This window comes from Salinifilum aidingensis (assembly GCF_054782015.1).
In genome coordinates, this window is the sequence record NZ_BAAGTH010000021.1 from 14,351 (window position 1) to 40,294 (window position 25,944).

The 25,944-nt window shown below is 73.4% G+C and carries 25 protein-coding genes; 6 read left to right on the top strand and 19 right to left on the bottom strand.

Annotated elements, in window-relative coordinates; genetic code table 11:
• Positions 1 to 34: 34 nt before the first annotated feature.
• The 4 genes from hxlB to ACYVJE_RS21950 are packed head-to-tail and all read right to left on the bottom strand — an operon-like array spanning position 35 to position 3,451.
• Positions 35 to 589, bottom strand: a complete 555-nt coding sequence (hxlB, locus tag ACYVJE_RS21935) for a 6-phospho-3-hexuloisomerase (RefSeq protein WP_461145950.1) — start codon at positions 587 to 589, stop codon at positions 35 to 37.
• Positions 586 to 1,212 carry an orotidine 5'-phosphate decarboxylase / HUMPS family protein gene (locus tag ACYVJE_RS21940; protein ID WP_461145951.1) on the bottom strand — a complete coding sequence of 209 codons (627 nt, stop codon included), beginning with the start codon at positions 1,210 to 1,212 and terminating at the stop codon, positions 586 to 588. The genes hxlB and ACYVJE_RS21940 overlap by 4 nt, the downstream gene beginning before the upstream one ends.
• 2 nt (positions 1,213 to 1,214) lie before the next feature.
• Positions 1,215 to 2,156: a sugar kinase gene (locus tag ACYVJE_RS21945; RefSeq protein ID WP_461145952.1), complete on the bottom strand. Its 942-nt coding sequence runs from the start codon at positions 2,154 to 2,156 to the stop codon at positions 1,215 to 1,217.
• Entirely contained in the window at positions 2,153 to 3,451 is a 1,299-nt protein-coding gene (locus tag ACYVJE_RS21950) for an MFS transporter (protein WP_461145953.1), read from the bottom strand. Before ACYVJE_RS21950 ends, ACYVJE_RS21945 begins: the two co-directional genes overlap by 4 nt.
• Positions 3,452 to 3,513: 62 nt before the next feature.
• On the opposite strand from ACYVJE_RS21950, the gene ACYVJE_RS21955 reads away from it, so the two are divergent.
• On the top strand, positions 3,514 to 4,392 hold the full coding sequence (locus tag ACYVJE_RS21955) for an IclR family transcriptional regulator (RefSeq protein WP_461145954.1): 879 nt from the start codon (positions 3,514 to 3,516) through the stop codon (positions 4,390 to 4,392).
• Positions 4,393 to 4,425: 33 nt separating this feature from the next.
• Here the strand turns inward: ACYVJE_RS21955 and ACYVJE_RS21960 are convergent, their stop codons facing one another.
• Both ACYVJE_RS21960 and gltB read right to left on the bottom strand, forming a co-directional pair.
• On the bottom strand, positions 4,426 to 5,928 hold the full coding sequence (locus ACYVJE_RS21960; RefSeq protein ID WP_461145955.1) for a glutamate synthase subunit beta: 1,503 nt from the start codon (positions 5,926 to 5,928) through the stop codon (positions 4,426 to 4,428).
• On the bottom strand, positions 5,921 to 10,471 hold the full coding sequence (gltB, locus tag ACYVJE_RS21965) for a glutamate synthase large subunit (RefSeq protein ID WP_461145956.1): 4,551 nt from the start codon (positions 10,469 to 10,471) through the stop codon (positions 5,921 to 5,923). Before gltB ends, ACYVJE_RS21960 begins: the two co-directional genes overlap by 8 nt.
• Positions 10,472 to 11,078: 607 nt before the next feature.
• On the opposite strand from gltB, the gene ACYVJE_RS21970 reads away from it, so the two are divergent.
• The 3 genes from ACYVJE_RS21970 to ACYVJE_RS21980 all read left to right on the top strand — a co-directional run bounded on the left by ACYVJE_RS21970 (position 11,079) and on the right by ACYVJE_RS21980 (position 14,081).
• Positions 11,079 to 12,119 (top strand): ABC transporter substrate-binding protein, encoded by a 1,041-nt coding sequence (locus tag ACYVJE_RS21970; protein WP_461145957.1) that lies wholly within the window; start codon positions 11,079 to 11,081, stop codon positions 12,117 to 12,119.
• 94 nt (positions 12,120 to 12,213) lie between these two features.
• On the top strand, positions 12,214 to 13,269 hold the full coding sequence (locus tag ACYVJE_RS21975) for a FecCD family ABC transporter permease (protein ID WP_461145977.1): 1,056 nt from the start codon (positions 12,214 to 12,216) through the stop codon (positions 13,267 to 13,269).
• A complete protein-coding gene (locus tag ACYVJE_RS21980) occupies positions 13,266 to 14,081 on the top strand; it encodes an ABC transporter ATP-binding protein (RefSeq protein ID WP_461145958.1) in 816 nt (271 codons plus the stop codon). The genes ACYVJE_RS21975 and ACYVJE_RS21980 overlap by 4 nt, the downstream gene beginning before the upstream one ends.
• A gap of 63 nt (positions 14,082 to 14,144) precedes the next feature.
• On the opposite strand, the gene ACYVJE_RS21985 is transcribed toward ACYVJE_RS21980, so the two are convergent.
• The 8 genes from ACYVJE_RS21985 to ACYVJE_RS22020 all read right to left on the bottom strand — a co-directional run bounded on the left by ACYVJE_RS21985 (position 14,145) and on the right by ACYVJE_RS22020 (position 21,512).
• Positions 14,145 to 14,486: a type II toxin-antitoxin system PemK/MazF family toxin gene (locus ACYVJE_RS21985; protein ID WP_461145959.1), complete on the bottom strand. Its 342-nt coding sequence runs from the start codon at positions 14,484 to 14,486 to the stop codon at positions 14,145 to 14,147.
• On the bottom strand, positions 14,483 to 14,722 hold the full coding sequence (locus ACYVJE_RS21990; protein ID WP_461145960.1) for a hypothetical protein: 240 nt from the start codon (positions 14,720 to 14,722) through the stop codon (positions 14,483 to 14,485). Before ACYVJE_RS21990 ends, ACYVJE_RS21985 begins: the two co-directional genes overlap by 4 nt.
• Before the next feature lie 131 nt (positions 14,723 to 14,853).
• The gene (lgt, locus tag ACYVJE_RS21995) at positions 14,854 to 15,903 is read right to left on the bottom strand and encodes a prolipoprotein diacylglyceryl transferase (RefSeq protein WP_461145961.1); all 1,050 of its coding nucleotides are present in this window, start codon (positions 15,901 to 15,903) and stop codon (positions 14,854 to 14,856) included.
• 218 nt (positions 15,904 to 16,121) lie between these two features.
• Positions 16,122 to 16,919: a tryptophan synthase subunit alpha gene (gene trpA / locus ACYVJE_RS22000; protein WP_461145978.1), complete on the bottom strand. Its 798-nt coding sequence runs from the start codon at positions 16,917 to 16,919 to the stop codon at positions 16,122 to 16,124.
• A gap of 11 nt (positions 16,920 to 16,930) precedes the next feature.
• Positions 16,931 to 18,187, bottom strand: coding sequence for a tryptophan synthase subunit beta (gene trpB / locus ACYVJE_RS22005; RefSeq protein ID WP_459156727.1), 1,257 nt, complete (start codon positions 18,185 to 18,187; stop codon positions 16,931 to 16,933).
• A 29-nt stretch (positions 18,188 to 18,216) separates the two neighbouring features.
• Positions 18,217 to 19,026, bottom strand: coding sequence for an indole-3-glycerol phosphate synthase TrpC (trpC, locus tag ACYVJE_RS22010; RefSeq protein WP_459156728.1), 810 nt, complete (start codon positions 19,024 to 19,026; stop codon positions 18,217 to 18,219).
• Between the two features lie 327 nt (positions 19,027 to 19,353).
• Positions 19,354 to 19,959, bottom strand: coding sequence for a Trp biosynthesis-associated membrane protein (locus tag ACYVJE_RS22015; RefSeq protein WP_461145962.1), 606 nt, complete (start codon positions 19,957 to 19,959; stop codon positions 19,354 to 19,356).
• The gene (locus tag ACYVJE_RS22020) at positions 19,956 to 21,512 is read right to left on the bottom strand and encodes an anthranilate synthase component I (RefSeq protein WP_461145963.1); all 1,557 of its coding nucleotides are present in this window, start codon (positions 21,510 to 21,512) and stop codon (positions 19,956 to 19,958) included. Before ACYVJE_RS22020 ends, ACYVJE_RS22015 begins: the two co-directional genes overlap by 4 nt.
• A gap of 139 nt (positions 21,513 to 21,651) precedes the next feature.
• On the opposite strand from ACYVJE_RS22020, the gene ACYVJE_RS22025 reads away from it, so the two are divergent.
• On the top strand, positions 21,652 to 22,302 hold the full coding sequence (locus tag ACYVJE_RS22025) for a TetR/AcrR family transcriptional regulator (RefSeq protein WP_461145964.1): 651 nt from the start codon (positions 21,652 to 21,654) through the stop codon (positions 22,300 to 22,302).
• 103 nt (positions 22,303 to 22,405) lie between these two features.
• Here ACYVJE_RS22025 and hisI read toward each other — a convergent pair whose 3' ends face one another.
• The 5 genes from hisI to hisH all read right to left on the bottom strand — a co-directional run bounded on the left by hisI (position 22,406) and on the right by hisH (position 25,344).
• Positions 22,406 to 22,756, bottom strand: a complete 351-nt coding sequence (gene hisI, locus ACYVJE_RS22030) for a phosphoribosyl-AMP cyclohydrolase (protein WP_461145965.1) — start codon at positions 22,754 to 22,756, stop codon at positions 22,406 to 22,408.
• The gene (gene hisF, locus ACYVJE_RS22035) at positions 22,753 to 23,520 is read right to left on the bottom strand and encodes an imidazole glycerol phosphate synthase subunit HisF (RefSeq protein ID WP_461145966.1); all 768 of its coding nucleotides are present in this window, start codon (positions 23,518 to 23,520) and stop codon (positions 22,753 to 22,755) included. Before hisF ends, hisI begins: the two co-directional genes overlap by 4 nt.
• 212 nt (positions 23,521 to 23,732) lie before the next feature.
• Positions 23,733 to 24,467 (bottom strand): bifunctional 1-(5-phosphoribosyl)-5-((5-phosphoribosylamino)methylideneamino)imidazole-4-carboxamide isomerase/phosphoribosylanthranilate isomerase PriA, encoded by a 735-nt coding sequence (gene priA, locus ACYVJE_RS22040; RefSeq protein WP_459156734.1) that lies wholly within the window; start codon positions 24,465 to 24,467, stop codon positions 23,733 to 23,735.
• Between the two features lie 56 nt (positions 24,468 to 24,523).
• Positions 24,524 to 24,721: a hypothetical protein gene (locus ACYVJE_RS22045; RefSeq protein WP_459156735.1), complete on the bottom strand. Its 198-nt coding sequence runs from the start codon at positions 24,719 to 24,721 to the stop codon at positions 24,524 to 24,526.
• Positions 24,718 to 25,344, bottom strand: a complete 627-nt coding sequence (hisH, locus tag ACYVJE_RS22050) for an imidazole glycerol phosphate synthase subunit HisH (protein WP_461145967.1) — start codon at positions 25,342 to 25,344, stop codon at positions 24,718 to 24,720. The genes ACYVJE_RS22045 and hisH overlap by 4 nt, the downstream gene beginning before the upstream one ends.
• 88 nt (positions 25,345 to 25,432) lie before the next feature.
• Between hisH and soxR the strand changes: the two genes are divergently transcribed.
• On the top strand, positions 25,433 to 25,906 hold the full coding sequence (soxR, locus tag ACYVJE_RS22055) for a redox-sensitive transcriptional activator SoxR (RefSeq protein ID WP_459156737.1): 474 nt from the start codon (positions 25,433 to 25,435) through the stop codon (positions 25,904 to 25,906).
• The last annotated feature ends 38 nt before the right edge of the window (positions 25,907 to 25,944 follow it).

The window sequence follows — 25,944 nt, forward strand, 5'->3', positions numbered from 1 at the left end:
TGTCCACCCACCCGGGTGCGCGCTCGGGGCGCGGTCACTCGCCGGAGACGTGCGCTGCCTTGGCGGCGGCGTTGTCCACGTCGCGCCGCGCGGCCAGGCGCAGGCACACCGCGTCGAACAGCACGTGCGTGCACTGGTCGAACAGACTCGACAGCGGCTGCGCCGTCGCGGCCTCGCCCGCACGCCGGTGCTTGGTCGCGGCGGGCACGAGCAGCACGTCCCGCGCGAGAGCGGCCAGTGACGAGTCCTCGTCGGTGGTCACGGCGAGCACGCGCGCCCCGCGGCCGGCCGCGTCCTCGGCCGCGCGCACGGTTCCGGCGGTGCCCCCGGAACCGGACACCGCCACGAGGACGTCACCGGGGCGCACGACCGGTGCGGTGGCCTCGCCCACGACGTGCGCGGTGAGTCCCAGGTGCACCAGGCGCATGGCGAAGGCGCTCGCCATGAACCCGGACCGCCCCGCTCCGCTCACGAAGACCCGCGAGGCGGCGTCGATCTCGGTGGCGAAGCGGTCGACCGCCTCCCGGTCGGTTCCGGCGAGCACGCCGGCGATCTCGTCGCGGATGAGCTCCAGCGGATCGGTGGTCACGACACTCCTCCCATGGCTGCGGTGAATTCGCGCGCCCGCGCCGCGGGGTCCGCGTCGCGGGTGATCGCCGAGCCGACGATCACGCGCAGGTCCGGGTACCCGCGCAGTCCCGGCAGGTCCGCGCGGCGCAACCCGCCGGCCAGCGCGACGCGGCGGTGCCGCGCCCACGTGCCGAGCGCCTCCGCGGCGGCCGCTCCGCCGCCCTGCACGTCCTTGCCGAGGTGCGCGGCGAAGACGACGTACCCGGGCAGGCGGTCGAGCAGCTCGGTGCGGCGCGCCCCGTGCACGGCCAGCAGGTCGACGACGACCTGCGCCCCGGCCTGCTCCGCCACCTCGGTGCACCGGTCGAGCGTCGCATCGGCGGCGGCTCCGAGCACCGTCGCCGCGCGGGCCCCGTGGTCGAAGGCCATCGTGAACTCGGTCGCCGCGTCGTCGGCGGTCTTCAGGTCGGCCAGCACCGGCACCTCCCCGGCCGCCGCGGAGACCTCGGAGACGCTGCGCATGCCGTAGCGCTTGATCAGCGAGGTGCCGACTTCGACCCAGTCGGCGTGCGGCGCCGTCGCGCCGGCGATGTGCACCGCCTCGTCGAGCGCGATCCGGTCCAGCGCGACTTGCAGCTGCATCGTCATCCCCTCCCGGCCGCCGCCAGCTCGTCCAGGGTGCGGCGTGCGGGCAGTCCGTCCATGTCCCCTTCGCTCGTGGTGGCCAGCGCGCCGACCACGCAGGCCCGCCGCAGGGCGTCGGCGTCGTCGGCACCGTCGAGGCGGGCGCTGATCCACCCGGCGGCGAACCCGTCACCGGCGCCGACGGTGTCGACCACGTCGACGGGGAACGCCGGCTGCCGCACGACCCCGGCGGGGCCGTGCACCGCGGCGCCGTCCCCACCGAGCTTGACGACGACGTGCGAGGCCCCGCGGGAACGGTAGAACGCGGCGATCCCGCCGGGATCATCGGTGCCGGCGAGGATCCGCCCTTCCCCGGCGCCCGGCAGCACCCAGTCGGCGCGCGCGGCGAGATCGTTGAGCACGGCGGTCATCTCCGCCCCGTCCGTCCACAGTGCTGGCCGCAGGTTCGGGTCGAACGACACGGTCGCACCCGAGCTCCGCGCCACCTCCGCCGCGCGGAAGGCGAACTCCCGCGTCCGCTCGCCCAGCGCCGGGGCGATGCCGGTGAGGTGCAGGTGCCGCGTGCGGCGGACCGCGTCCTCGGCCGCAGCGCTCCAGCGCAAGCGGGAACCGGCCGATCCGCGGCGGAAGTACACCACCTCCGGATCGCGGCCGGACACCCGCTCCTTGAGCTGGAAACCGGTCGGGGCCGCGGGATCGGTGGACAGCGCGGAGACGTCGACCCCCTCCTCCCGCAACCGCGCGCGTGCGCGCCGGCCGAACGGGTCCTCGCCGACCACGCCGAGGTAGCGCACGCGGTGGCCGAGCCGGCTCAACCCCACCGCGACGTTCATCTCGGCCCCGGCCAGCCGCGCGTCGAAATGGTCCATTTCGGACAGATCTCCGCCGTCGCGGGCGACGAACATGGCCATGACCTCGCCGAAGGTGAGCACCTCGGTCACCGGTGCGCCACCTCCTCCTGGCCGCCGGCGCGCTCGTACGAGCCGGCGCGCACCAGCGGTGTCAGCACCGCGGAGAGCACGAGGGTGCCCGCCATGAGCACGAACGACGCGGCGTTGCCACCGGTGGTGTCGTTGAGCCAGCCGACGAGGTAGGTCCCCGTGAACCCGCCGACGGAACCGGCCGTGTTGACGACGGCCACCCCGGCACCGGCGAAGTTCGCCGGCAGGCTCTCGGAGACGTAGGCGAAGTACGGCCCGTACGGCGCGTACATCGCGCCGCCCGCCACCACGAGGAGGGCGAACGCGATCCAGAAGTGGTCCGGGCCGACCGCGTAGGACAGGAAGAAGACCAGACCGCCGAGCGCGAGCCACGGCCACACGTACCGCGGACGGCTGCCCGAGCGGTCCGAGGCGCGCGAGTTCACCACCATGGCCAGGGCCGCGACGCCGAACGGGATCGCCGACAGCAGTCCGCTCATCCCGATGCCCCGTCCGGTGCCGGCGGTGACGATGCTGGGCAGCCAGAACACGAGCCCGTACACGCCGATGCTCCACAGCAGGTACTGCAGCGAGAGCACCACCACGACCCGCGAGCGCAGCGCGGCGAGGAACGAGTTCGCCGGTGTCCTGCCGCCGCGCTCGGCGGCCAGTTCCGCGGTCAGCCCGCGCCGTTCGGGTTCGTTGAGCCAGCGGGCCTGCTCCGGGTGGTCGGTGACCAGGGCGCGGAAGACGAACGCCCACACCACGGCGGGAAGCCCCTCGATGATGAACATCTCGCGCCAGCTGGTGAGCTCGACGATGTAGCCCGAGACGGCGTTGAGCCACATCACGGTGATCGGATTGCCCAGGATGAGCACCGCGTTGGCGCTGCCGCGCTCCCGCTTGGTGAACCAGCGCGCGAGGAACACGACCATCGCCGGCAGCACGGCGGCCTCCACCGCACCGAGCAGGAAGCGCACGAGGACGAGCAGCCAGGCGCTGTGCAGCAGCCCCTGCGCCGCCGCGAGCAGACCCCAGGCGAGGGTGCACCAGAAGATCAGCTCGCGGACGCTGCGGCGTTCCGCGTACAGCGTGCCGGGGATCTGGAACAAGCAGTAGCCGAGGAAGAACGAAGCCCCGATGAGCGAGGACACCGCACCGCTGAGCTGCAGGTCCTGCTCCATCCCGCCGGCGACGCCGATGGCGAAGTTGGACCTGTCGAGATACGCCAGCGAGTAGGTGACGAACGCGACCGGGAGCAACCGGAACCAGCGTTGCCTGCCGAGCTCGGCCGGTTCTGCCGCGGAAGTGTGCACGGGCCGACTCCTTCGTCGCCAGTTTCCGCAATACGGGAAACTTTCCTGTATGATGAAAACCTGTGCTGACTTTACGAAGCGGCCACAACGCGGTCAACACCACCACCCGCACCGATACGATGCGCGGCGGCCGACGAGGCGAGGAGGAACAGTTGACGGGCACGTCCGAAAGTCCGGAGCCGCCGGAACCCCCGCGCGGGGACATGGCGGCGAAGGCGCTGCGCCTGATCGCGCTGCTCAGCGAACAGCCGCGCGGAGTCACGCTGTCCGAGCTGGCCCGCCAGGCGGGCTACCCCGTCAGCACCACCCACCGGTTGCTCACCACGATCGCGCGCGAGGGGTTCGCCGCGCTCGACGAGCAGCGCCGCTGGACGCTCGGACTGCGCATGTTCGAGATGGGCCAGCGGGTGCTGCAGGCGCGCGGACTGGCCGACGTCGCCAAACCGGTGCTGCAGCGCGTCACCAGGCACACCGGCGAATCCACGCTCCTATCCGTCCTCGACGGACAGCACCAGCTGTACGTGCACTTCGTCGAAGGCGCCGGCCAGGTGCAGATCACCGGCCAGCCCGGCAGGCGCGGGCCGCTGCACTGCACCTCCATGGGCAAGTGCCTCATCGCGTTCTCCCCCGACGACGTGCGCGAGGAACTGCTCTCCGAACTCGAGCTCACCGAGCTCGGCCCGAAGGCGATCACCGACCGCGCGCGGTTCCGCGAGGAGATCGACGCGGTCCGGCGGGACGGCTACGCCCTCGCCGACGAGGAGCACGAGCAGGGCATCCTGGCCATCGGCGTGCCCGTGCTCGGCGCGAGCGGGGTGGCCGCCGCCGCGCTGTCCACCGCCGTGCCCTCGTTCCGCAGCACCACCGCGCAACTGCACGCGCACCTGCCGGTGCTGCAGCGGGCCGCCCGCGAGCTCGCGGTGGGACTGCCGCACCGGTGAGCGCGCTGCGGCAGGCGGGACGTGCCCGTCCGCTCACACCGCCAGCGGAAGCGCGGTGGGGTGCACCGGCGAGGGCAGCTCCGAGGCGCCCGTCAGGTACGAGTCCACGGCGCTGGCCACCGAGCGCCCCTCGGCGATGGCCCACACGACCAGCGACGCCCCGCGGTGCGCGTCACCGCAGGCGAACACGCCCGGTTCGGTGGTCTGCCAGTCCGCGCCCACGCCGAGCGTGCCGCGGCGCGACAGCTGCAGGCCGAACTGCTCCAGCACCGGCATCCGCTCGACGCCCTCGAAACCGATCGCCAGCAGCGCCAGGTCGCACGGCAGCTCCTCGGCCTCCGCCGAGACCGGCACGACCTGCCGCCGGCCGACCCCGTCGCGGCGCACCTCGACCTCGCGCAGCCGCACCGCCCGGACCCGGCCCTCGCCGTCGTCGACGAACTCCTCGATCGCCACCGCGAACCTGCGCTGACCACCCTCCTGGTGCGCGGGGTAGGTCCGCAGGACGTGCGGCCACGTGGGCCACGGCGAGAGCTCGTCGTCGCGCTCGGTCGGCGGTTGCGGGTAGTTGTCCAGCTGGACCACGTCGCGCGCGCCCTGCCGCAGCGCGGTGCCGTAGCAGTCGGCACCGGTGTCGCCGCCGCCGAGGACCACCACGTGCTTGTCCGCGGCGGTGATCCGCGCGGGGCCGTCACCGGCGCACTCCCGGTTGGCCGGGACGAGGTGCTCCATCGCCAGGTGCACCCCGTCGAGCTCGCGGCCGGGGATGCTCGCGTCGTCGCGTCCGCGCAGCGCGCCGACGGCGAGCACGACCGCGTCGTGCTCGGCGCGCAGCCGGTCCACCGGCAGGTCGACGCCGACTTCGCAGTTCGTGACGAACTTCGTCCCCTCGGCGCGCATCTGGGCCAAGCGCCGGTCCACGACGGACTTCTCCATCTTGAACTCGGGGATGCCGTAGCGCAGCAGGCCGCCGATGCGGTCGTCCCGCTCGAACACGGTGACTTCGTGGCCGGCGCGGGTGAGCTGCTGCGCCGCGGCCAACCCCGCCGGTCCCGAGCCGACCACCGCGACGCGGAAGCCGGTGTCGTCCTCGGGTCCGCGGGTGGCGACGGTGCCGTTCTCCCAGTTGACCTCGGCGATCGTCTCCTCGACGCGCTTGATGGTGACGGGTCCGCCGGCCTCCGGGGAGATGGCGAGCACGCAGGCGGACTCGCACGGCGCGGGGCACAGCTTCCCGGTGAACTCGGGGAAGTTGTTCGTCGCGTGCAACCGCTCCCCCGCCTCGGACCACTGTCCACGGCGGACCAGGTCGTTCCACTCGGGGATCAGGTTGCCGAGCGGGCAGCCCGCGGACCCCGAGTGGCAGAACGGGATCCCGCAGTCCATGCAGCGCGAGGCCTGGGTGCGCACCGCCTCATCGCGTTCCGATGTGGACAGCGCGGCGTACACCTCGCGCCAGTCGCCCAGCCGCTCGTCGGTGGGGCGCTTGGGAGCCTCGGCGCGCTGGAATTCCAGGAAGCCCTTCGGGTCAGCCACGGGAAGCCTCCATGATCGCCTCGTTCACGTCCCGGCCCTCGTTCCGGGCCAGTCGCGTCGCCTCCAGGACCCGCCGGTAGTCGCGGGGCATCACCTTCGTGAAAGCCGTGGAGCGGCGCTTCCAGTCCCCGAGCAGGGAGGCCGCCACCGCGGAGCCGGTCATGTCGTGGTGCCGCCGCACCACCTCCCGCAGCCACTCCAGGTCCTCGGCGTCCGGGGCCTGCAGGTCGACCATCGCCGTGTTCGCCCGGATCGGGTCCAGGTCGAGCACGTAGGCGGTGCCGCCGGACATGCCGGCCGCCGTGTTGCGCCCGGTGCCGCCGAGCACGACGGCGCGCCCACCGGTCATGTACTCGAACCCGTGGTCGCCGACGCCCTCGCACACCAGCAGCGCACCCGAGTTGCGCACGGCGAAGCGCTCGCCGACCTGCCCGCGCAGGAACAGCTCCCCGCCGGTGGCGCCGTAGCCGACCACGTTGCCGGCGATCACCTGCTGCTCGGCGGCGAACCCGGCGTCCTCCGGCGGCCGGACGACGATCCGCCCGCCGGACAGGCCTTTGCCGACGTAGTCGTTGGCATCGCCGCGCAGGTCCAGCGTGACGCCGCGCGGCAGGAACGCGCCGAGCGACTGGCCCGCCGATCCGTTCAGCCCGATGTGGATGGTGTCCTCGGACAGGCCCTCGCCGCCGAAGCGGCGCGTGACCTCGGCGCCGAGCAGGGTGCCGACGGTGCGGTTGACGTTGCGCACCGGCAGCTGCAGGCGCACCGGGTGCGCGTCCTCCAGCGCGGCCTCGGACAGCTGGATCAGCGTGCGGTCCAGCGCCTGGTCCAGGCCGTGGTCCTGCTCGGTGGTCCGCCGCCGGTCCGCGCCGCAGGGCGCCTCCGGCTCGGCGAACACCGGGGCGAGGTCCAGGCCCGCGGTCTTCCAGTGCCGCACCGCATCGTCGGTGCGCAGCGCGGAAACCTGGCCGATCGCCTCGTCCAGGGTCCGGAAACCCAGCTGCGCCAGGTACTCCCGCACCTCCTGGGCGATGAACTCGAAGAAGTTCACCACGTGCTCGGCCTGGCCCGCGTAGCGCTCGCGCAGCTGCGGTTGCTGCGTGGCCACGCCCACCGGGCAGGTGTCCAGGTGGCACACCCGCATCATCACGCAGCCCTCGACCACCAGCGGCGCCGTGGCGAAACCGTACTCCTCGGCGCCGAGCAGCGCGGCGACGATGACGTCCCAGCCGGTCTTGAACCCGCCGTCGGCCTGCACCGCGATCCGGTCGCGCAGACCGTTGAGCAGCAGCGTCTGCTGCGTCTCGGCCAGACCGACCTCCCACGGCGTGCCCGCGTGCTTCAGCGAGGTCAGCGGTGCCGCGCCCGTGCCGCCGTCGTGGCCGGAGACGAGCACCACGTCCGCGTGCGCCTTCGACACGCCGGCCGCCACCGTGCCCACGCCCAACTCGCTGACGAGCTTGACGTGCACCCGCGCCCGATCGTTGGCGTTCTTCAGGTCGTGGACGAGCTGCGCCAGGTCCTCGATCGAGTAGATGTCGTGGTGCGGCGGCGGCGAGATCAACCCCACCCCCGGCGTGGAGTGCCGCGTCCCCGCGATCCACGGGTAGACCTTGCCCCCCGGCAACTGACCGCCCTCGCCCGGCTTGGCCCCCTGCGCCATCTTGATCTGCACGTCATCGGCGTTGACCAAGTACTCGCTGGTCACCCCGAACCGCCCCGAGGCCACCTGCTTGATCGCCGAACGGCGCTCGGGATCGTGCAGCCGCTCGACGTCCTCGCCGCCCTCGCCGGTGTTGGACTTGCCGCCGATGCGGTTCATCGCCACGGCCAGGGTCTCGTGCGCCTCCGCGGAGATCGCGCCGTAGCTCATCGCACCGGTGGAGAAGCGCTGCATGATCTCCGAGACCGGTTCGACCTCCTCGACCGGGACGGGTTCGCGCTGCGGCGCCAGCCGGAACAGGCCGCGCAGCGTGCCGCCCTCCGCGGACAGCCGATTCACCTCGGCGGTGTAGCGCCGGAACACGTCGTAGCGGCCGGACTTGGTGGAGTGCTGCAGCAGGAACACGGTCTCCGGGGAGAACAGGTGCAGCTCGCCCTCGCGGCGGTAGGAGTACTCGCCGCCCGCCTCGAGTTCGCGGTGCACGCGCGCGTTCGGGTTCTGCGGGTAGGCCAACCGGTGCCGCTGCGCGACCTCCTCGGAGAGCGTGTCCAGGTCGACCCCGCCGAGCTTCGAGGCGGTGCCGGCGAAGTAGGCCGACACGACGTCCTCGGACAGGCCGACGGCCTCGAACACCTGCGCGGCGGTGTAGGCGCCGACGGTGGAGACGCCCATCTTGGACATCACCTTGCGCACGCCCTTGACCAGCGCACCGATGTAGTTGCGCACGGCGACCTCTGCGGACACGCCGGTGATCTGCTCATCGGCGAGCAGGTCCTCGATCGACTCGAACGCCAGGTACGGGTTCACCGCGGCCGCGCCGTAGCTCAGCAGCGCCGCGACGTGGTGCACCTCCCGGGCGTCACCGGACTCGACGACCAGGGCCGCGCGCAGCCGCTCCTTGGTGCCCACCAGGTGGTGGTGCACGGCCGAGACGAGCAGCAGCGAGGGGATCGGCGCCCTGCGGTGGTCCGAGTCGCGGTCGGACAGCACCAGCACGCGGGCGCCGCCGGCGATGGCCGCGGAGGCCTCCGCGCAGACGCGGTCGATCGCCTCGGCCAGCGCGGCGCCGCCACCGCCGACCTCGTACAGCCCGGACAGCACGGCGCTGTCGAACCCGGGCAGATCGCCGTCGTCGTTGATGTGGATGAGCTTGGCCAGCTCGTCGTTGTCGATCACCGGCTGCGGCAGCGCGATGTGCCGGCACGACGCCGGGGACGGGTCCAGCAGGTTCTGCTCGGCGCCCATGACCCGCGACATGGAGGTGACGACTTCCTCGCGGATCGCGTCCAGCGGCGGGTTCGTGACCTGCGCGAACTGCTGGACGAAGTAGTCGTAGAGCATCCGCGGGCGCTGCGACAGCGCCGCGGGCGGCGTGTCCGAGCCCATCGAGCCGAGGGCCTCGCCACCGTCCTGCGCCATCGGCGTGAGCAGCAGGTCCAGCTCCTCCTGGGTGTAGCCGAAGGCCTGCTGGCGCCGCCGCACCGAGGCGTGGCTGTGCACCACGTGCTCCCGGTCCGGCAGCTCCTCGAGGCGCAGCAGCCCCGCGTGCAGCCAGTCCGCGTACTGGTGCTGCTCGGCCAGCTCCGACTTGATCTCGTCGTCGTCGACGATGCGGCCGCGCTCGGTGTCCACGAGGAACATCCGCCCCGGCTGCAGGCGCCCCTTGGCGACCACGTCGGAGGGTTCGACGTCGAGCACGCCGCTCTCGCTGGCCAGCACCACGCGGTCGTCGCGGGTGCGCCACCAGCGCCCGGGTCGCAGGCCGTTGCGGTCGAGCACGGCCCCGACCTGCGCGCCGTCGGTGAACGTGACGCACGCCGGACCGTCCCACGGCTCCATCAGGCTGGCGTGGAACTCGTAGAAGGCGCGGCGCTTCGGATCCATCTCCTCGTGGTTCTCCCACGCCTCCGGGATCATCATCAGCACCGCGTGCGGCAGGCTGCGCCCCCCGAGGTGCAGCAGCTCCAGCACCTCGTCGAACGAGGCCGAGTCCGAGCCCTCCTCGGTGCAGATGGGAAACAGCCGGGAGAGCTCGCCCGGGATCGCGTCCGACCGCAGCAGCGCTTCCCGGGCGCGCATGCGGTTGCGGTTGCCGCGGATCGTGTTGATCTCCCCGTTGTGCGCGACGTAGCGGAACGGGTGAGCCAGCGGCCACGACGGGAAGGTGTTCGTGGAGAACCGGCTGTGCACGATCGCGATGGCGCTGGCGGTGCGCTCGTCGGTGAGGTCGCCGAAGAAGTGCGGGAGCTGCCCGGTGGTGAGCATGCCCTTGTACACGACCGTGCGGCTGGACAGGGAGGAGAAGTACAGCTCGAGACCGAGCCGTTCCGCCTCGTGCTCGGCGCGCTTGCGCAGCGCGAACGCGCGGGCGTCGAGTTCGCGGCCCGCCTGCCCGTCCGGACCGGTCAGCAGCGGCATGGCGAAGTGCGGCATGCAGCGGCGCGCTGTCTCACCGACACCGGCGAGGTCCGGGGTGGTGGGGACCTCGCGCCACCCGAGCAGCCGCAGGTCCTCCTCCGCCGCGAGGTCCTCCACCAGCTCGACCGCCCGGGCGCGCTCGTCGGCGGCGGCGGGCAGGAAGGCCAGGCCCGTCGCGTACCGGTGCTGCCCGGCGGAGTCCGGCTGCGGCAGCGCCACCGGGCTCCCCGCCCGCAGCAGCTCGTCGGGCAGTTGGAGGAGAATCCCCGCACCGTCCCCGCTCGTCGGCTCCGCCCCGGCGGCCCCGCGGTGTTCGAGGTTCTCCAGCGCGGTCAGCGCATCGGAGACGATGCCGCGCGAACGACGGCCCTGGACGTCGGCGACCACGGCGACACCGCAGGAATCGCGTTCCGCGGAGGGGGCGTACAGCCCTTGGGCTGGTGGGAAGGCGGAGAAGACCACTGCGCAGACCTCCCTGTGACGAGCGCGTGCTGGGAGCTTCCAGTCAATGGACAGCACACGGGACGGCACTGGCCCGCGAGAACACGTGATCCGGCAGGCAGAAGCTGCCGAAAAAGAAATACCCGGCTGATTTCCCGGCGAAAACCGAGAGCGTTCCGAAACTTTAGCAGCCCTCACCACTCTCGAGCACTAACGGAGAAGTGAGACTCACCTCTTGTTGACAGCGTCCCCGTTGACCGACCGTCCCCGTTGACCGCCTGCTCCGCGGACCGACCGTCCCGGCTGATCCCCGTCGGCGTTGAGCCCTGACGGCGGATCCCGGTCGTCGCACCTGTCGTCGGGAATCCCGCCACCGGTGGCGTCCCCCGCGGGAGCCACCGGCGGGGGCGTCGGCGGAGCTGCGACGCGGTTTCACTCGGACGGGTTGCTGCTCGTCCCGCGCCCCGCGGGACCCGCACACCTTCCCGCGCGTCCCCAGCGGACGCGACTGACCGATCGTCTCCTGATATCTTTCCAGCTCAGACACTCGTTGTCACGGGTGCGCAAGAGGCCGCCCCGGCCGGCCCGCATCCGGGTGGCCACGATCGCAACCGATCCGAGGAATGAGATGACCCGGTTCCGCCGTCTGTTCGCACTGCTCTTCGCCCTGACGCTGCTGTTCGGAGTCGGCGCCTGTGCCAGCCGGCCGCACTCGGACCCGCAGCCCCCGGCGCACGATCCGGCGTCCGCGTTCCCGGTCCGCGTGGAGCTGCCCGGCCAGGACCCCGTGACCCTGCCGCAGCAGCCGAAGCGCATCGTCTCTCTGTCGCCGACCGCGACCGAGACGCTGTACGAGATCGGTGCGGGCAGCGAGGTCGTGGCCGCGGACGAGCACTCGAACCACCCGCAGCGGGCTCCGCGCACGGAGATGTCCGCGCTCACCACCGACGCGGCCGCCGTGGCCGGGCACGACCCGGACCTGGTGATCGCCCCGGACAGCGCGCAGGACCTGGCCGAGGGGTTGCGCGCGGCCGACGTCCCGGTGCTGCTCACCCCCTCCGCCAACGACCTCGACGAGGCGTTCCAGCAGATCGAGGTGCTCGGGCGGGCCACCGGGCACGGGCAGCGGGCCGAACAGCTCACGCAGCAGATGCGCACCGAGATCGATCGCATCGTCGAGGAGACGCCGAAACCCGACCGGCAGCTGAGCTTCTACCACGAGGTCAGCCCCGACGGCTACACCGCGGGGCCGGAGAGCTTCGTCGGCAGCATCTACGAGCGCTTCGGGCTGCGCAACATCGCCGAGGGGCCCGGGAAGTTCCCGCAGTTGTCCGAGGAGCGCGTGGTGCAGGCCGACCCGGACCTGGTCTTCCTGGCCGACACGAAGTCCACCCCGGCCACGGCCGAAGGCGTCCGCAACCGACCGGGCTGGAACACGCTCACAGCCGTGCGGCGGGACAACGTCGTCGAACTCGACGAGGACGTCGCCTCGCGGTGGGGGCCGAGGGTGGTCGACCTGGTCCGCAGCATCGGCAAGGCCGTGACCGAGGCGCAGGGGCCGAGCACCACGCGGAGCCCCGGCAGCGGGAACGCCAGCGGGACGCAGCAGCCCAGCGAGGAGCAGCGATCCGGCGAGGAGCCGGGCCAGGGCGGGAACGGCTCCCCGTGAGCCAGGCGACCCGGCGCACCCCCCGGTGGGCGGCGCCGCCCGCGGCGCGGGCACCGTGGTCGCCGTGTCCACACGCAGGGCGAGCACGAGCGGAGTGAGCGCGCACGGCGCGAGCACGACCGCCCCGCAGGCCCCTGCAGCCCGGCGCTCGCGGCTGCGCGCACGTCACCTGGTGATCGCGCTCGCCGCCCTGGCGGTGAGCGTGCTCGCCTCGCTCGTGCTCGGTGCCGCCGAGCTCGGCGCCGAGCGCGTTCTCGCCGAGATCGGCGCGCAGCTCACCGGCGGCGTCTCCCCGCTGTCCGAGCGCGAAGCCGCCATCCTGTGGGAGCTGCGGGCCCCGCGCGTGGTGCTCGGGGTCCTCGTCGGCGCCGCGCTGGCCGTGTCCGGCGCCGCGTTCCAGGGCGTGTTCCGCAACCCGCTGGCCGACCCGTACCTGCTCGGGGCCGCTTCGGGTGCCGGGTTGGCGGTGACGGTCGTGCTGACCACCGCTCCCGCCGCGGGTTCCTCCGGTCTCGTGCAGCTGGTCGCCTTCGCCGGCGCGCTCGCCGGTGTCGGCCTCACCTGGCTGGTGGGCCGCTCGGCCGGCCGGGACACGGGCACGCTCGTGCTCGCCGGGGTGGCCGTGGGCGCGTTCCTCACCGCGGTGCAGAGCTTCACCCAGCAGCTCAACCTGGAATCGCTCGACGCCGTCTACCTGTGGATCCTGGGCCGGCTGAGCACCACCGGCTGGAGCGAAGTGCTCATCGTGCTGCCGTACCTGGCTGTGGCCGCGGCCGTGCTGCTGCCCAGCGCCCGGCTGCTGGACCTGCTGGGCACCGGGGACGAGGAGGCCGCTTCCCTCGGCGTGCGCCCCGGGCGGGTGCGCCTGCTCGTGCTGGGGGCGGCGTCGCTGGCCACGGCCGCGGCGGTGTCGGTGGCAGGGCTGATCGGCTTCGTGGGGCTCGTCGTGCCGCACCTGGTGCGGCTGGCCGCGGGCGGCAGCTTCCGCATCATCGTGCCGCTGTCGCTGCTGATCGGCGGGATCTTCCTGGTGTGCGCGGACATGCTGGCGCGCACCCTGCTGGCCCCGGCGGAAATCCCGATCGGCGTCATCACCGCGTTCACCGGCGCCCCGTTCTTCGCCGTGCTGCTGCACCGGAGGGGCTCATGAGCGAGCTGCGCGTCACCGACCTCACCGCCGGGTACCGCAGCACGCCGGTGCTGTCCGGCGTGTCCGCCGAAGTGCCCGCGGGCGGCTGGCTCGGCGTCATCGGACCGAACGGCTCCGGCAAGTCGACCCTGCTGAAGGCGATCGCCGGGCTGGTGCGCCACGGCGGGGAGGTCGCGGTGGACGGGCGCTCGGTGGACGTGCTGTCCCGCCGGCAGCGCGCCCGCGTGCTCGGCTACGCCCCGCAGATCCCGCAGCTGCCGATCGGGCTGACCGTCACCGACTACGTGCTGCTCGGCCGGACCCCCCACCTGGGACCGCTCGGCCGCGAGGGGCCCGCGGACCTCGAGCTGGTGCGTGAGCTCCTCCACAGGCTCGACCTGACACGACTGGCCGACCGGTGGCTGTCCACGCTGTCCGGCGGCGAGCGGCAGCGGACCGTGCTGGCGCGCGCCCTGGCCCAACGGGCCGGGGTGCTGCTACTCGACGAACCCACCACCGGCCTGGACGTGGGTCACGCGCAGGGGCTGCTGGACCTCGTCGACGAGCTGCGGCGCGAACTGGGCACGACGGTCGTGTCCACCCTGCACGACCTCACCCTGGCCGCCCAGTACGCCGAGCGGGTGCTGTTCCTGCACGAGGGCGGTGTGGCCGCCGCGGGCGCGCCCGGGGAGGTGCTCACCGCCGAGACGCTCGGCGAGCGCTACGCGGCGCGCGTGACCGTGCTGCACACCCCGCAGGGAGCGCCCGTGGTCGCGCCCGTGCGCCCGGACGGGTCCGCTCGGTCGGAGAGCCCCCTGCCTTCGGAGGGGTGAGCCCGCCGCGGAGCAGGCCGGGCCGGCCGCGCGCAGCACCGCGGCACCAACCGGGTGCTTCGGTCACATGTGCAGCATGCGCGCCAGCGCGGAGCGGATCTCCGCCATCTCCTCGTCGTCCGGGTCCAGCTCGGCGGCCCGGCGGCGGAACCTGTCGCGGGCGAGGGTGCGCACCTGCTCGGTCATGACACACCCCCCGGAGGAGAGCCGAACATGATGCAGCCACCCGGGACGCGCGCGGTTCGTCATGGGCAGCACGGTGACGAGTTCGCCGCCGGTGGCGGTCAGGTGCAGAGCACTGGACATGACCAGCACGGGCCGATCGCCAGCTTGTTCGCGCCCGCGAATCGGGTCGAGGTCGGCGAACCACGCGGCGCCCGCGACGACGGCCTCGCCCCCGCTCATTCGGACGCCTCGTCGGGCACTGGTGCTTGCGCATCGGCGGTGTGCTTGGCCTCGGCGATGTAGGCGGCCCAGTCCTCGGGCTCTTCCTGGCGCGTGCGGTGCACGGCTTCAACGACGGTGCGTTCCCAGTGCTCGTCCAGGAGCCGCTGAATCGTCTCGTCGGCCGAAGCGCCGCCGAACTCCTCACGCCCCAGCTTCTGCACGCGTCGACGGGTGTCGTCGCTGACTCGAATCATACCGCCAGTCTACACATAGGTTTACAAAAGCGGTAAACAGCATTCGTCGACAGGCGGGGCGACTCCCGCGAGCGGTCGCGCCGCCCCAGAAGCCCCGGGACGCGCCGGGACTCCGTCGCCCTCGAACCCTGCTAGGAACCGCCGCCGCTCCCTCCGGAGGGCCGCTCGTCCTCGGCGGAGCCGCCGCGCTCCTGCTCGGGCCCCCCGGCGGAGCCTTCCGCCGCGTCGCCGTTGCGCGCGGTGGCGAGGTCCTGCTCGTCCTCCTCGCCCGGCGCCGGCAGTCCGCGCAGCTCGGACGGGTCCTCCCGCCGGCCGCGGACGAGGAGGAGGTAGGCAACGGCGAGCAGGAACACGATGGCCGAGGTGAACACGTTGATGCGCACGCCGAGGACGTGCGTGGCCTCGTCGGTGCGCATCATCTCGATGAAGAACCGGCCGAAGGTGTAGCCCGCGACGTAGAGCGCGAACACCCGGCCGCGGCCCATGCGGAGCGCGCGGTCGGCCACCACGACGGCCACGCAGACGAGCACGTTCCACACGAGCTCGTACAGGAACGTGGGGTGCACCACGGCGATCGGGGTGTGGTCCAACGCCACCCCGCCGATCGGGTCGGCCAGCCCCGTCGAGGGGTCGATGCGGCGGTAGATCTCCAGCCCCCACGGCACGTCCGTGGACGCGCCGTAGAGCTCCTGGTTGAACCAGTTGCCGAGCCGGCCGATGCCCTGGGCGAGGACGACGCCCGGGGCCACCGCGTCGGCGAAGGCGAGCAGCGGGATGCGCCGGCTGCGGCAGCCGAGCCACGCGCCGAGCGCGCCGAGCGCGACCGCGCCCCAGATGCCGAGGCCGCCCTGCCACACCTTGAGGATGTCGAGCGGGTTCTGCCCCGGCCCGAAGTACTTGTCGTAGTCCGTGGCCACGTGGTACAGCCGTCCGCCGACGAGGCCGAACGGAACCGCCCACACCGCCACGTCGATGACCGTGCCCGGACGGCCGCCGCGGGCCACCCAGCGCCGGCTTCCCCACCAGACGGCGACGATGATGCCCGCGACGATGCACAGCGCGTACGCGCGGATCGGGACCGACACGTCCAGTCCGGGTACCGGTACGTACCAGACCCCCCGATCCGGGCTGGGGATGGTGGCCAGATGCGCGTTCGCCGAGGCGACAACCGGGGCACTCACGAGGCACACCGTATCGCCCCGGACCGCCCGCACGGGTCCGGGGCCGCAGTCGGTGATCAGCGGGCCGGGCTCCGCGCGGAGCGCTCCGGAGGCGGGTCGGCGCGGGTGCGCCACGGGCGGTGCACCGCACCGCCGCTCCCCCGAGCCCGGCTCGGGGACCGCTGCCGCGCCGGTGCTGCGCCACCGCGAGCTCCCACCGCGGCGGCTCGAACGGACGATCAGCCGCGCACGGCCTCGCGGCCGCGCGCCACGCCCCCGGCGAGCTCGGCGGCCAGCTCGCGCACGCGCTGCACCGCCTCGTCGGTGGAGCCGGCAGCGCGGACCCGGTCGACGAACGCCGAACCGACGATGACGCCGTCGGCGAAGCCGGCCACCTCCGCCGCCTGCTCCGCCGACCGCACGCCCAGTCCCACGCACACCGGCAGGTCCGTGTGCGCCCGGGTGCGGGTGACGAGTCCGGAGGCCGCGGCGCCTACGCTGTCGCGGGCGCCGGTCACGCCCATGACCGAGGTGGCGTAGACGAAGCCGGTGGTGGCCTTTGTGGTCAGCGCCAGCCGCTGCTCGGTGGAGGACGGAGCGACGAGGAAGATCCGGTCCACGCCGTGCGCGTCGGTGGCGGCGATCCACTCCTCGCCCTCGTCCGGGACGAGGTCCGGGGTGATCGCTCCGAGCCCGCCGGCGGCGGCGAGGTCGCGGGCGAAGGCGTCCTGGCCGTAGCGGTGCACCGGGTTGAAGTAGGTCATCGTGACCGCGCGTCCGCCCGCGGACGACACCGCGGAGACGACGTCGAACGCGTCCGCGGTGCGGAAACCGGCGCGCAGCGCCGTCGTGGTGGCCGCCTGGATCGTGGGCCCGTCCATGACCGGGTCGGAGAACGGGAGGCCCACCTCGACGAGGTCGCAGCCGCCCTCGACCATCGCGGCCAGCAGCCGCTTCGACTCGGCGGTCGTGGGGAAACCGGCGGGCAGGTAGCCGATGAGCGCGGCCCGCCGCTGCTCGCGGCACTCGTGGAACATCGCGTGCAGGCTCACGCCGTCTCCTCCCCGTCGACCAGCCCGAAGTAGCGGGCGGCGGTGTCCATGTCCTTGTCGCCGCGTCCGGAGAGGTTCACCAGCACGACCCCGTCCGGCCCGAGATCCGGGCCGATCCGCAGGGCGCCGGCGAGCGCGTGCGCCGACTCGATGGCGGGGATGATGCCCTCGGTCCGGCACAGCAGCTGGAACGCGTGCATGGCCTCGTCGTCGGTGACCGGGCGGTACTCGGCGCGACCGCTGTCCTTCAGGTACGAGTGCTCCGGCCCCACGCCCGGGTAGTCGAGCCCGGCCGAGATCGAGTACGCCTCGGTGACCTGCCCGTCGTCGTCCTGCAGCAGGTAGGACCGCGCGCCGTGCAGCGTGCCGGCGCTGCCCTCGCTGAGGGTGGCGCCGTGCTCCCCGCTGTCGATTCCGTGCCCGGCGGGTTCGCAGCCGACCAGGCGCACGTCCGGGTCGTCGAGGAAGCCGTGGAAGATGCCGATGGCGTTCGACCCGCCGCCGACGCAGGCGGCGACCGCGTCCGGCAGCCGGCCGAGCCGTTCGAGGCTCTGGGCCCGGGCCTCCTCGCCGATGACCCGGTGGAGGTTGCGCACCATGAGCGGGAACGGGTGCCCGCCGGCGGCGGTGCCCAGCAGGTAGTGCGTGGAGTCGACGTTGGCGACCCAGTCGCGCAGCGCCTCGTTGATCGCGTCCTTGAGCGTGGCCGAGCCGTTCTCGACCGGGACGACCTCGGCGCCGAGCAGCCGCATGCGGGCCACGTTCAGCGCCTGCCTGCGGGTGTCGACCGCGCCCATGTAGATCACGCAGTCCAGCCCGAGCAGGGCGCAGGCGGTGGCCGTGGCCACGCCGTGCTGGCCCGCGCCGGTCTCGGCGATGACGCGGCGCTTGCCCATCCGCCGGACGAGCAGCGCCTGCCCGAGCACGTTGTTGATCTTGTGCGATCCGGTGTGGTTGAGGTCCTCGCGCTTGAGCAGCACCCGCGCGCCCGCGTGCTCGCCGAACCGGCTCGCCTCGGTCAGCAGCGAGGGGCGGCCCGCGTACTCGCGGAGCAGCCGGTCGAGCTCGGCCAGGAACTCCGGGTCCCGCTGCGCCTTGGCGTACTCCTCGGCCAGCTCGTCCTGCGCGGCGATCAGCGCCTCGGGGAGGAACCGGCCGCCGTACTCGCCGAAGTGCCCGGCCGCATCGGGGTCGTGACCTTCGGGGACCGGCTTGCCCGGCTGGTGCGTACGGCCGATGTCCGCGCCGCTCATCGCTGCTGCCTCCTGCTCTCCTCGTCCGGTCAGCGGCTCGACCGCGGACAGGCGGGGTGCGACCCCGCCGTGACCAGCTGCGTCACCGCCGTCTTGGGGCTGTCACTGGTCACCAGGCCTTCGCCGACCAGCACCGCGTCCGCCCCGGAACCGGCGTAGGCCATCAGGTCGCTCGGTCCGCGCACCCCGGACTCGGCGACCTTGAGCAGCTCCAGCGGCAGGCCGGGCGCGATCCGCCCGAACACGTCCCGGTCGACCTCCAGCGTGTGCAGGTTCCGGGCGTTGATGCCGACGATCTTCGCACCGGCCTCCATGGCCCGGTCGGCCTCCTCGGCGGTGTGCACCTCCACCAGGGCGGTCATGCCGAGCGACTCGACCCGGTCCAGCAGGGCCTCGAGGACGTTCTGCTCCAGCGCGGCGACGATGAGCAGCACCATGTCCGCGCCGTGCGCCCGCGCCTCGTGCACCTGGTACGGCGTGACCACGAAGTCCTTGCGCAGGATCGGCACGTTCACCCGGCTGCGGACCGCGTCGAGATCGGCCAGCGAGCCGCCGAACTTGCGGGGCTCGGTGAGCACGCTGATCACGCGCGCCCCCGCGGCCGCGTAGTCCGCGGCGAGGTCCGCGGGCTCGCCGATGTCGGCCAGTTCGCCCCGCGAGGGGCTCTGCCGCTTGACCTCCGCGATGACCCCCACGCCGGGTTCGCCGAGCGCGGCGAGCGCGTCGCGCGGCGGCTGCGCCAGAGCGGACAGCCGCTTGATCTCCTCGAAGGAGACCGCGGCCTCCCGCTCGGCCAGGTCCTCGCGAACGCCGTCGATGATGGATTCCAACACGCTCACGCGAACACCTCGCAGGCCGATTCCGGAAGAACCCGCGGTTGTGCGTTGACGAACTCGTTGCGCCAGATCACGACACTCCCCTTCCCGCCGTGCCGTCGCATCGCTGATGCTAAACCTCGCGCACCGCCGGCCCGTCCCAGGGGTCGTCCGAACGTCCCAGCACACCAGGGACCTTGGTCCGTGTTTCGCAGTGGTCGTCCGCACCCGAGTGCCCTCCGCGAGCGGGACCGCGCCCGCACCGCAGCCCTGCGGTTCCGCGCGCCGCGCCGGCGCGGCGGCACGACCGGAGGCCGTCCGATCCGTCCCGCTGCGGGCGCCCTGACCGATTCAGTGGCGATCGTCCTCGTCCCGGACTGTGGGATCGCGCCCCTCGTCCAACTCGTCCCACAACACCCGATCGGGGTCCTTCGGTCGTTCCTTCGCCGCGCCGGGGGCCGAGTACTTCGCGCCCATCACGGGCAGTCGGTGCGCCCAACCGAGCACGAGCGCGCCCGCCACGAGCAGCACCACTCCCGCGGCGAGCGCGAGCAGCGCACCGAGCGGGTGAACCTCGGGCCGCCCCAGCGGCGTCGTCCCCGCGGGCACGCGGTCGTCGCCGAGCGCCCCGCCGAGCACGCGAGCGGCGACCCGCCACACGAGCAGACCACCCGCCAGGGCGACGAGCACGCCCACGAGGCGCCGCAGCCACCGGGCCGTCGCCAGCACCGCCGCGACCGCCGCCAGCGCGGCCAGCGCGATCGGCACCAGCTCCGGGAACAGCCGCGCGCCGTCGGCGGTGACCGCGTCCTGCCGACCGAAGGTGTCCCGGTACGCCTGCTCGACCCAGGTCGTGGAACTCGCTCCCCAGAGCAGCCCGGCCGCGGCGAGCGCGAGCAGGACGACCGCGCTCAGCAGGCCGCGGCTCGCCGTCCGGGGCGCCGAGCCGGTGCTCAACCTCGTCCCCCCTGCAGTTCGGAGTCCGCGGGCAGGCGCAGGGTCTCCGCGGTCGCCACCGCGTTCAGCACCGCCCGGGCCTTGTTCAGGCACTCGTCGTCCTCGGCCGCCGGGTCCGAGTCGGCGACGATCCCGCCGCCCGCCTGCACGTAGGCCGTGCCGTCCCGCACGAGCCCGGTGCGGATGGCGATGGCCGTGTCCGCGTTGCCCGCGAAGTCGAGGTAGCCCACGACCCCGCCGTACAGGCCGCGCCGCGTCGGCTCGAGGTCCTCGATCAGCTGCAGCGCGCGCGGTTTCGGCGCGCCGGACAGGGTTCCGGCGGGGAAGCACGCGGTCACCGCGTCGAACGCCGTGGCCCCCTCGGCCAGCGCCCCGGTCACGGTGGAGACCAGGTGCATGACGTGGCTGTAGTGCTCGATCCGGAAGAAGTCGGTGACGCGCACCGATCCCGCCTCGCACACCCGCCCGAGGTCGTTGCGCCCCAGGTCGACGAGCATGAGGTGCTCGGCCCGCTCCTTCTCGTCGCCGGCGAGCTCCTTCTCCAGCCGCAGGTCCTCGTCCTCGTCCACGCCGCGCCACCGGGTGCCGGCGATCGGGTGCGTCGTGGCCTGGCCGTCCCGGACGGTGACCAGCGACTCGGGGCTGGAGCCGACGATGTCGAACGGCGTCCCGCCCTCGTCGCTCATGCGCAGCAGGTACATGTACGGGCTGGGGTTGGTGGTGCGCAGCACGCGGTAGATGTCCAGCCCGTCGGCCCCGGTGTCCATCTCGAACCGCTGCGAAACGACGACCTGGAAGGCCTCGCCCGCGCGGATGGCCTCCTTGGCCCGCTCGATCGCGCCGAAGTGCTCCTCCCGGGTGCGCCGCCGCCGGAAATCGGGGCGGGGCCGGGAGAACGTCGCCACGGTCGGTTCGCTGGCGGTGCACAACCGCTCGGTCATCTCGTCGAGCCGGCGCACCGAGTCGTCGTAGGCGGCGTCGACCCGCTCGGGGCTGTTGTCCCAGTTCACCGCGTTGGCGATGAGCGTGATCGTGCCCTCGTGGTGGTCCAGCGCCGCCAGGTCCGTGGCCAGCAGCATGCCCATCTCGGGGATGTGCAGGTCATCGGTGGTGTCCGCGGTGATGTCCTCCAGCCGCCGCACGATGTCGTAGCCGAGGTAGCCGACCATGCCGCCGGTCAGCGGGGGCAGCCCCGGCAGCGGTTCGGTGCGCAGCAGCCGGTCGGTCTCCCGCAGGGCGGCCAGCGGATCGCCGTCGGCGGGCAACCCGACCGGCGGCGTGCCCGTCCAGTGCGCCTGCCCCTCGCGCACGGTCAGCGCGGCGGCGCTGTGCACGCCGATGAAGGACCACCGCGACCAGGAGCGCCCGTTCTCCGCCGATTCGAACAGGAACGTGCCCGGGCGGTCCCCCGCCAACTTGCGGTACACGCTCAGCGGGGTTTCGTCGTCCGCCAGCAGCCGCCGCACCACCGGGATCACCCGGTGGTCGGTGGCCAGCTCGCGGAATTCCTCGCGTCCCGGGCTGACGCTGCCGATGTCGCCGTCGCCGACCATGGCAACATTGTGCCTGCCGTCCCGGTCCCGCTCGGCGGCGGCTCCGCCGAGCAGGCCGACCCCGGCGGCACCGCTCCCCCGCGCACCCCGCGCCGGGGAGGCCGTTGCCCACCCGCGTTCGCCCGGCGAGGATGCACCCGTGCACGATTCCGAGTCCCGGGACCGCGAGGCGCGCCGCGGGCGGCGCGGTCGCGAGGAGGACACGCGCGCCGCACTGCTGGAGGCGGCGCGCGCGGTGTTCCACGAGCACGGCTACGACCGCGCCACGGTGCGGCTGATCGCCGGGCGCGCCGGGGTGGACCCCGCCATGGTCAACCACTGGTTCGGCGGCAAGGACGGGCTGTTCACCGCCGCGGTGGCGCTGCCGGTCAACCCGGCGGAGCAGGTCTCCCGCGTGCTGCAGGGGGACCCGGAGCGGATCGGCGAGCGCATCGTGCGCCGGTTCCTCACCGCCTGGGACGAGGCCGGCGGCGGCGCGTTCGCGGCGCTGGTGCGCAGCCTGGCCGGGCACGAGCAGGCGGTGGCGATGCTGCGCGAGTTCCTGCAGAGCGCCCTGTTCGAGCAGGTCACCACGTGGCTCGGGGCGGACCGCCCCGAGCTGCGCGCGGCGCTGTGCACCACGCAGATGATCGGTCTGGGCATGGCCCGCTACGTGCTGCGGCTGGATCCGCTGGCCACGGCCGGGCACGACGCGGTGGTGGCCTCGATCGCCCCGAACCTGCAGCGCTACCTCACCGGCGAACTGCCCGCCGAGACCGTCGCGGGCACCTCCGCGAACGCCCCCGAGTGACGCACCGCGCGGCGGTGCGGTCGGGCAGAGGGGTGGTACTCATCGCAGGCGGGTGGGCATCCAGGGGCACGAGCCACCACAGGGCCCGCGAGCCACCCCGGCCTCAGCTCTCGGGCGCCAGCAGCACGTCCTGGTCGAAGCAGGTGGGATCCCCGGTGTGGCAGGCGCCGTCGACCTGGTCGACGACGAGCAGCACCGCGTCCCCGTCGCAGTCCAGCCGCACCTCGTGCACGTACTGGGTGTGCCCGGACGTCTCGCCCTTGACCCAGTGGCTGCCGCGGCTGCGGGAGTAGTAGGTGGCGCGCCGGGTGGTCATCGTGCGGTGCAGCGCCTCGTCGTCCATCCACGCCAGCATGAGCACCTCGCCGCTGCCGCGCTGCTGCACGACCGCGCTCACCAGCCCCTGCTCGTTGCGCTTGAGGCGGTCGCCCACCGCCGGGTCGAGCCCGCTCATCGCACCGTGATCCCTTCCGCCGCCATGGCCGCCTTGACCTCGCTGATCCGCATCTGTCCGAAGTGGAACACGCTGGCGGCGAGCACCGCGTCGGCCCCCGCGTGCACCGCGGGGGCGAAGTGCTCCACCGCTCCCGCACCACCGCTGGCGACCAGCGGCACGTTCACCACCTCGCGCACCGCGCGGATCATCTCCAGGTCGAACCCGGCCTTGGTCCCGTCGGCGTCCATCGAGTTCAGCAGGACCTCGCCGACGCCGAGCTCCTGCCCGCGGCGGGCCCACTCGACGGCGCACACGCCGGTGCCCCTGCGGCCGCCGTGCGTGGTCACCTCGAACCCGGAGGCCGTCTCCGCCTCCTGCGCCCGGCGCGCGTCCACCGACAGCACGACGCACTGGGCGCCGAAGCGCTCCGAGGCCTCGCGCAGCAGCTCCGGGCGGGCCAGCGCGGCGGTGTTCAGGCTCACCTTGTCCGCCCCGGCGCGCAGCAGCCGGTCCACGTCGTCGGTGCTGCGCACCCCGCCGCCGACGGTCAGCGGGATGAAGACCTGCTCGGCGGTGCGGCGCACCACGTCGAAGGTGGTCTCGCGGTCAGCGGAGGACGCGGTCACGTCCAGGAAGGTCAGCTCGTCCGCGCTCTCCCCGTTGTAGAGCTGCGCCAGCTCGACCGGATCGCCCGCATCCCGCAGATCGGCGAAGTTGACGCCCTTGACGACTCGTCCCGCGTCGACGTCCAGACACGGGATCACGCGCACCGCGACGGCCATGGCCGCAGAATACCCGGCCGAGCGCGCGCACCGGAGGGCCCGCGGTGGTCCCGGCCGGGAGGCGCCCGGCCGACCACGGGCACATTTCCCGCGACCTGCACGCGCCCCTGGCCAGGTGGGGTGCCGCTGGGAGCTGGTGGAGCGGGGCGCGGGAAAGCACCTCGACGTGTGCACCATCCCCGCGGCAACCATCGCTGCGGGTGAAGCGGTTCCTAACCGGAGACGGCGGCGAAGGCCTCCGCCAGCGTGAAGTTGCCGGCGTAGAGGGCCTTGCCGACGATCGAGCCCTCCAGGCCCTCGTCCGACAGCCGCGCCAGCGCGCGCAGATCATCCACGCTGGAGACACCTCCGGAAGCGACCACGGCGGCGTCGGTGCTGCGGCAGACCGCGCGCAGCAGCTCCGTGTTCGGACCGCCGAGCGTGCCGTCCTTGCTGACGTCGGTGACCACGTAGCGGCGGCAGCCGGCGGCGTCCAACCGGGCCAGCACCTCCCACAGGTCACCGCCCTCGGAGGTCCAGCCGCGCGCGGCCAGCCGGTGGCCCTGCTCGGTGATGCGCACGTCGAGCCCGACGGCGACCCGCTCGCCGTGCTCGGCGACGACGCGGTCGGCCCACTCGGGGTTCTCCAGCGCCGCCGTGCCCAGGTTGACCCGCGCGCAGCCGGTGTCCAGCGCGGCGCGCAGCGAGTCGTCGTCACGGATGCCGCCGGAGAGCTCCACCCGCGTGTCCAACCGGCGCACCGCGTCGGCGAGCAGCTCGCGGTTGCTCCCCCGCCCGAACGCCGCGTCCAGGTCCACCAGGTGGATCCACTCGGCACCGGCCCGCTGCCACGTCAGCGCGGCCTCGAACGGGTCGCCGTAGGACGTCTCGGTTCCGGCCTCGCCACGCACCAGGCGCACCGCCTGGCCGTCGGCCACATCGACTGCGGGAAGCAACGTGAAGCTCACGGGCCCAGCCTACGACGCCCGCGGCCGCCGCCCGACGCGCGGTCCGCCCGCGGCGGTCAGCGGCGCTCGGAGCGCGCCACCGCGTACACCGGCAGGCCGATGACGAGCATCGCCAGCACGAGCACGCCCCACATCGGCACACCCGCCTGGGACAGGTGGGGCAGCCCGAAGCCCGCGGCGAGGCCGAACACGAGCAGCACCGCGACCACGCGGGTCGCCTTGCCCTGGCCCATCAACCCGTAGCGTCGTGTCACAGTCCCGCCACCCAGTTCCGCAGCAGTTGCCCTCCGGCCGCACCGGACTTCTCGGGGTGGAACTGGGTGGCCGCCAACGGCCCCTGCTCCACCGCCGCCACGAACGGCGCACCGTGCTCGCCCCAGGTCACATGCGCGCGCGAGAAGGAGGACCCCTCGGAGGACCAGCCCAGCACGCCGTAGGAGTGCACGAAGTAGAACCGCGTCCGCGCGTCGAGGTCGGCGAACAGGGTGCTGCCGGCGGGGGACTGCACCGTGTTCCACCCCATGTGCGGCAGCACCTCGGCGTGCAGGCGCTGCACCGTGCCGGGCCACTGGCCGCAGCCGTCGACGGCCATGCCGTGCTCGACACCGCGCTCGAACAGCACCTGCATGCCGACGCAGATCCCCAGCACCGGCCGCCCGCCGCACAGCCGCTGGTCGATCATCCTGTCACCGCCCACGGCGAGCAGGCCGCGCATGCACGCCGCGAACGCGCCCACCCCGGGCACGACGAGCCCGTCGGCCTCCACGGCGGCACGGTGATCGGAGCTGACCTCGACCTCGGCGCCGACGTGCTCCAGCGCGCGCTCGGCGGAGCGCAGGTTGCCCGATCCGTAATCCAGTACGACCACTCGTGCCACGAGCGCCAGCGTACCGCCCCGCCCCCGGGCGCAGGCGGCCCGCCCGCACATCTCTGAAGTATGGTCGAAGTTCGCGTAGGCTGCGGGCATGGTCAAACGAGCGGAGCAGCTGACGATCGGCGAGGTGGCCCGGCGCAGCGGGATCCCGCAGACGGCGCTGCGCTTCTACGAGGACCGCGGCCTGATCACCTCCAGCCGAACCAGCGGCAACCAGCGCCGCTACGAACGCGCGGTGCTGCGCCGGCTGGCGTTCATCCGCGCCGCCCAGCGCGTCGGACTCAGCCTCGAGCAGATCGCCGAAGCGCTGGACACCCTGCCGCACGAGCACGCGCCCACCAAGGCCGACTGGGCGCGCCTGTCGCGGCGCTGGCGCGACGAGCTCGACGCGCGCATCGACGGGTTGCAGCGGCTGCGCGACCGGCTCACCGGTTGCATCGGTTGCGGCTGCCTGTCGCTGCGCGCCTGCTCGCTGCACAACCCGGACGACGCGCTCGCCGCGCAGGGCCCCGGCTCACCGGTGCTGCAGCCCCGCGCCGACCGCCGGGGCCGCACCGGCGAGTGAGCCCACCGCGGCACATCCGCGCCCCTGCTGACCCCGCG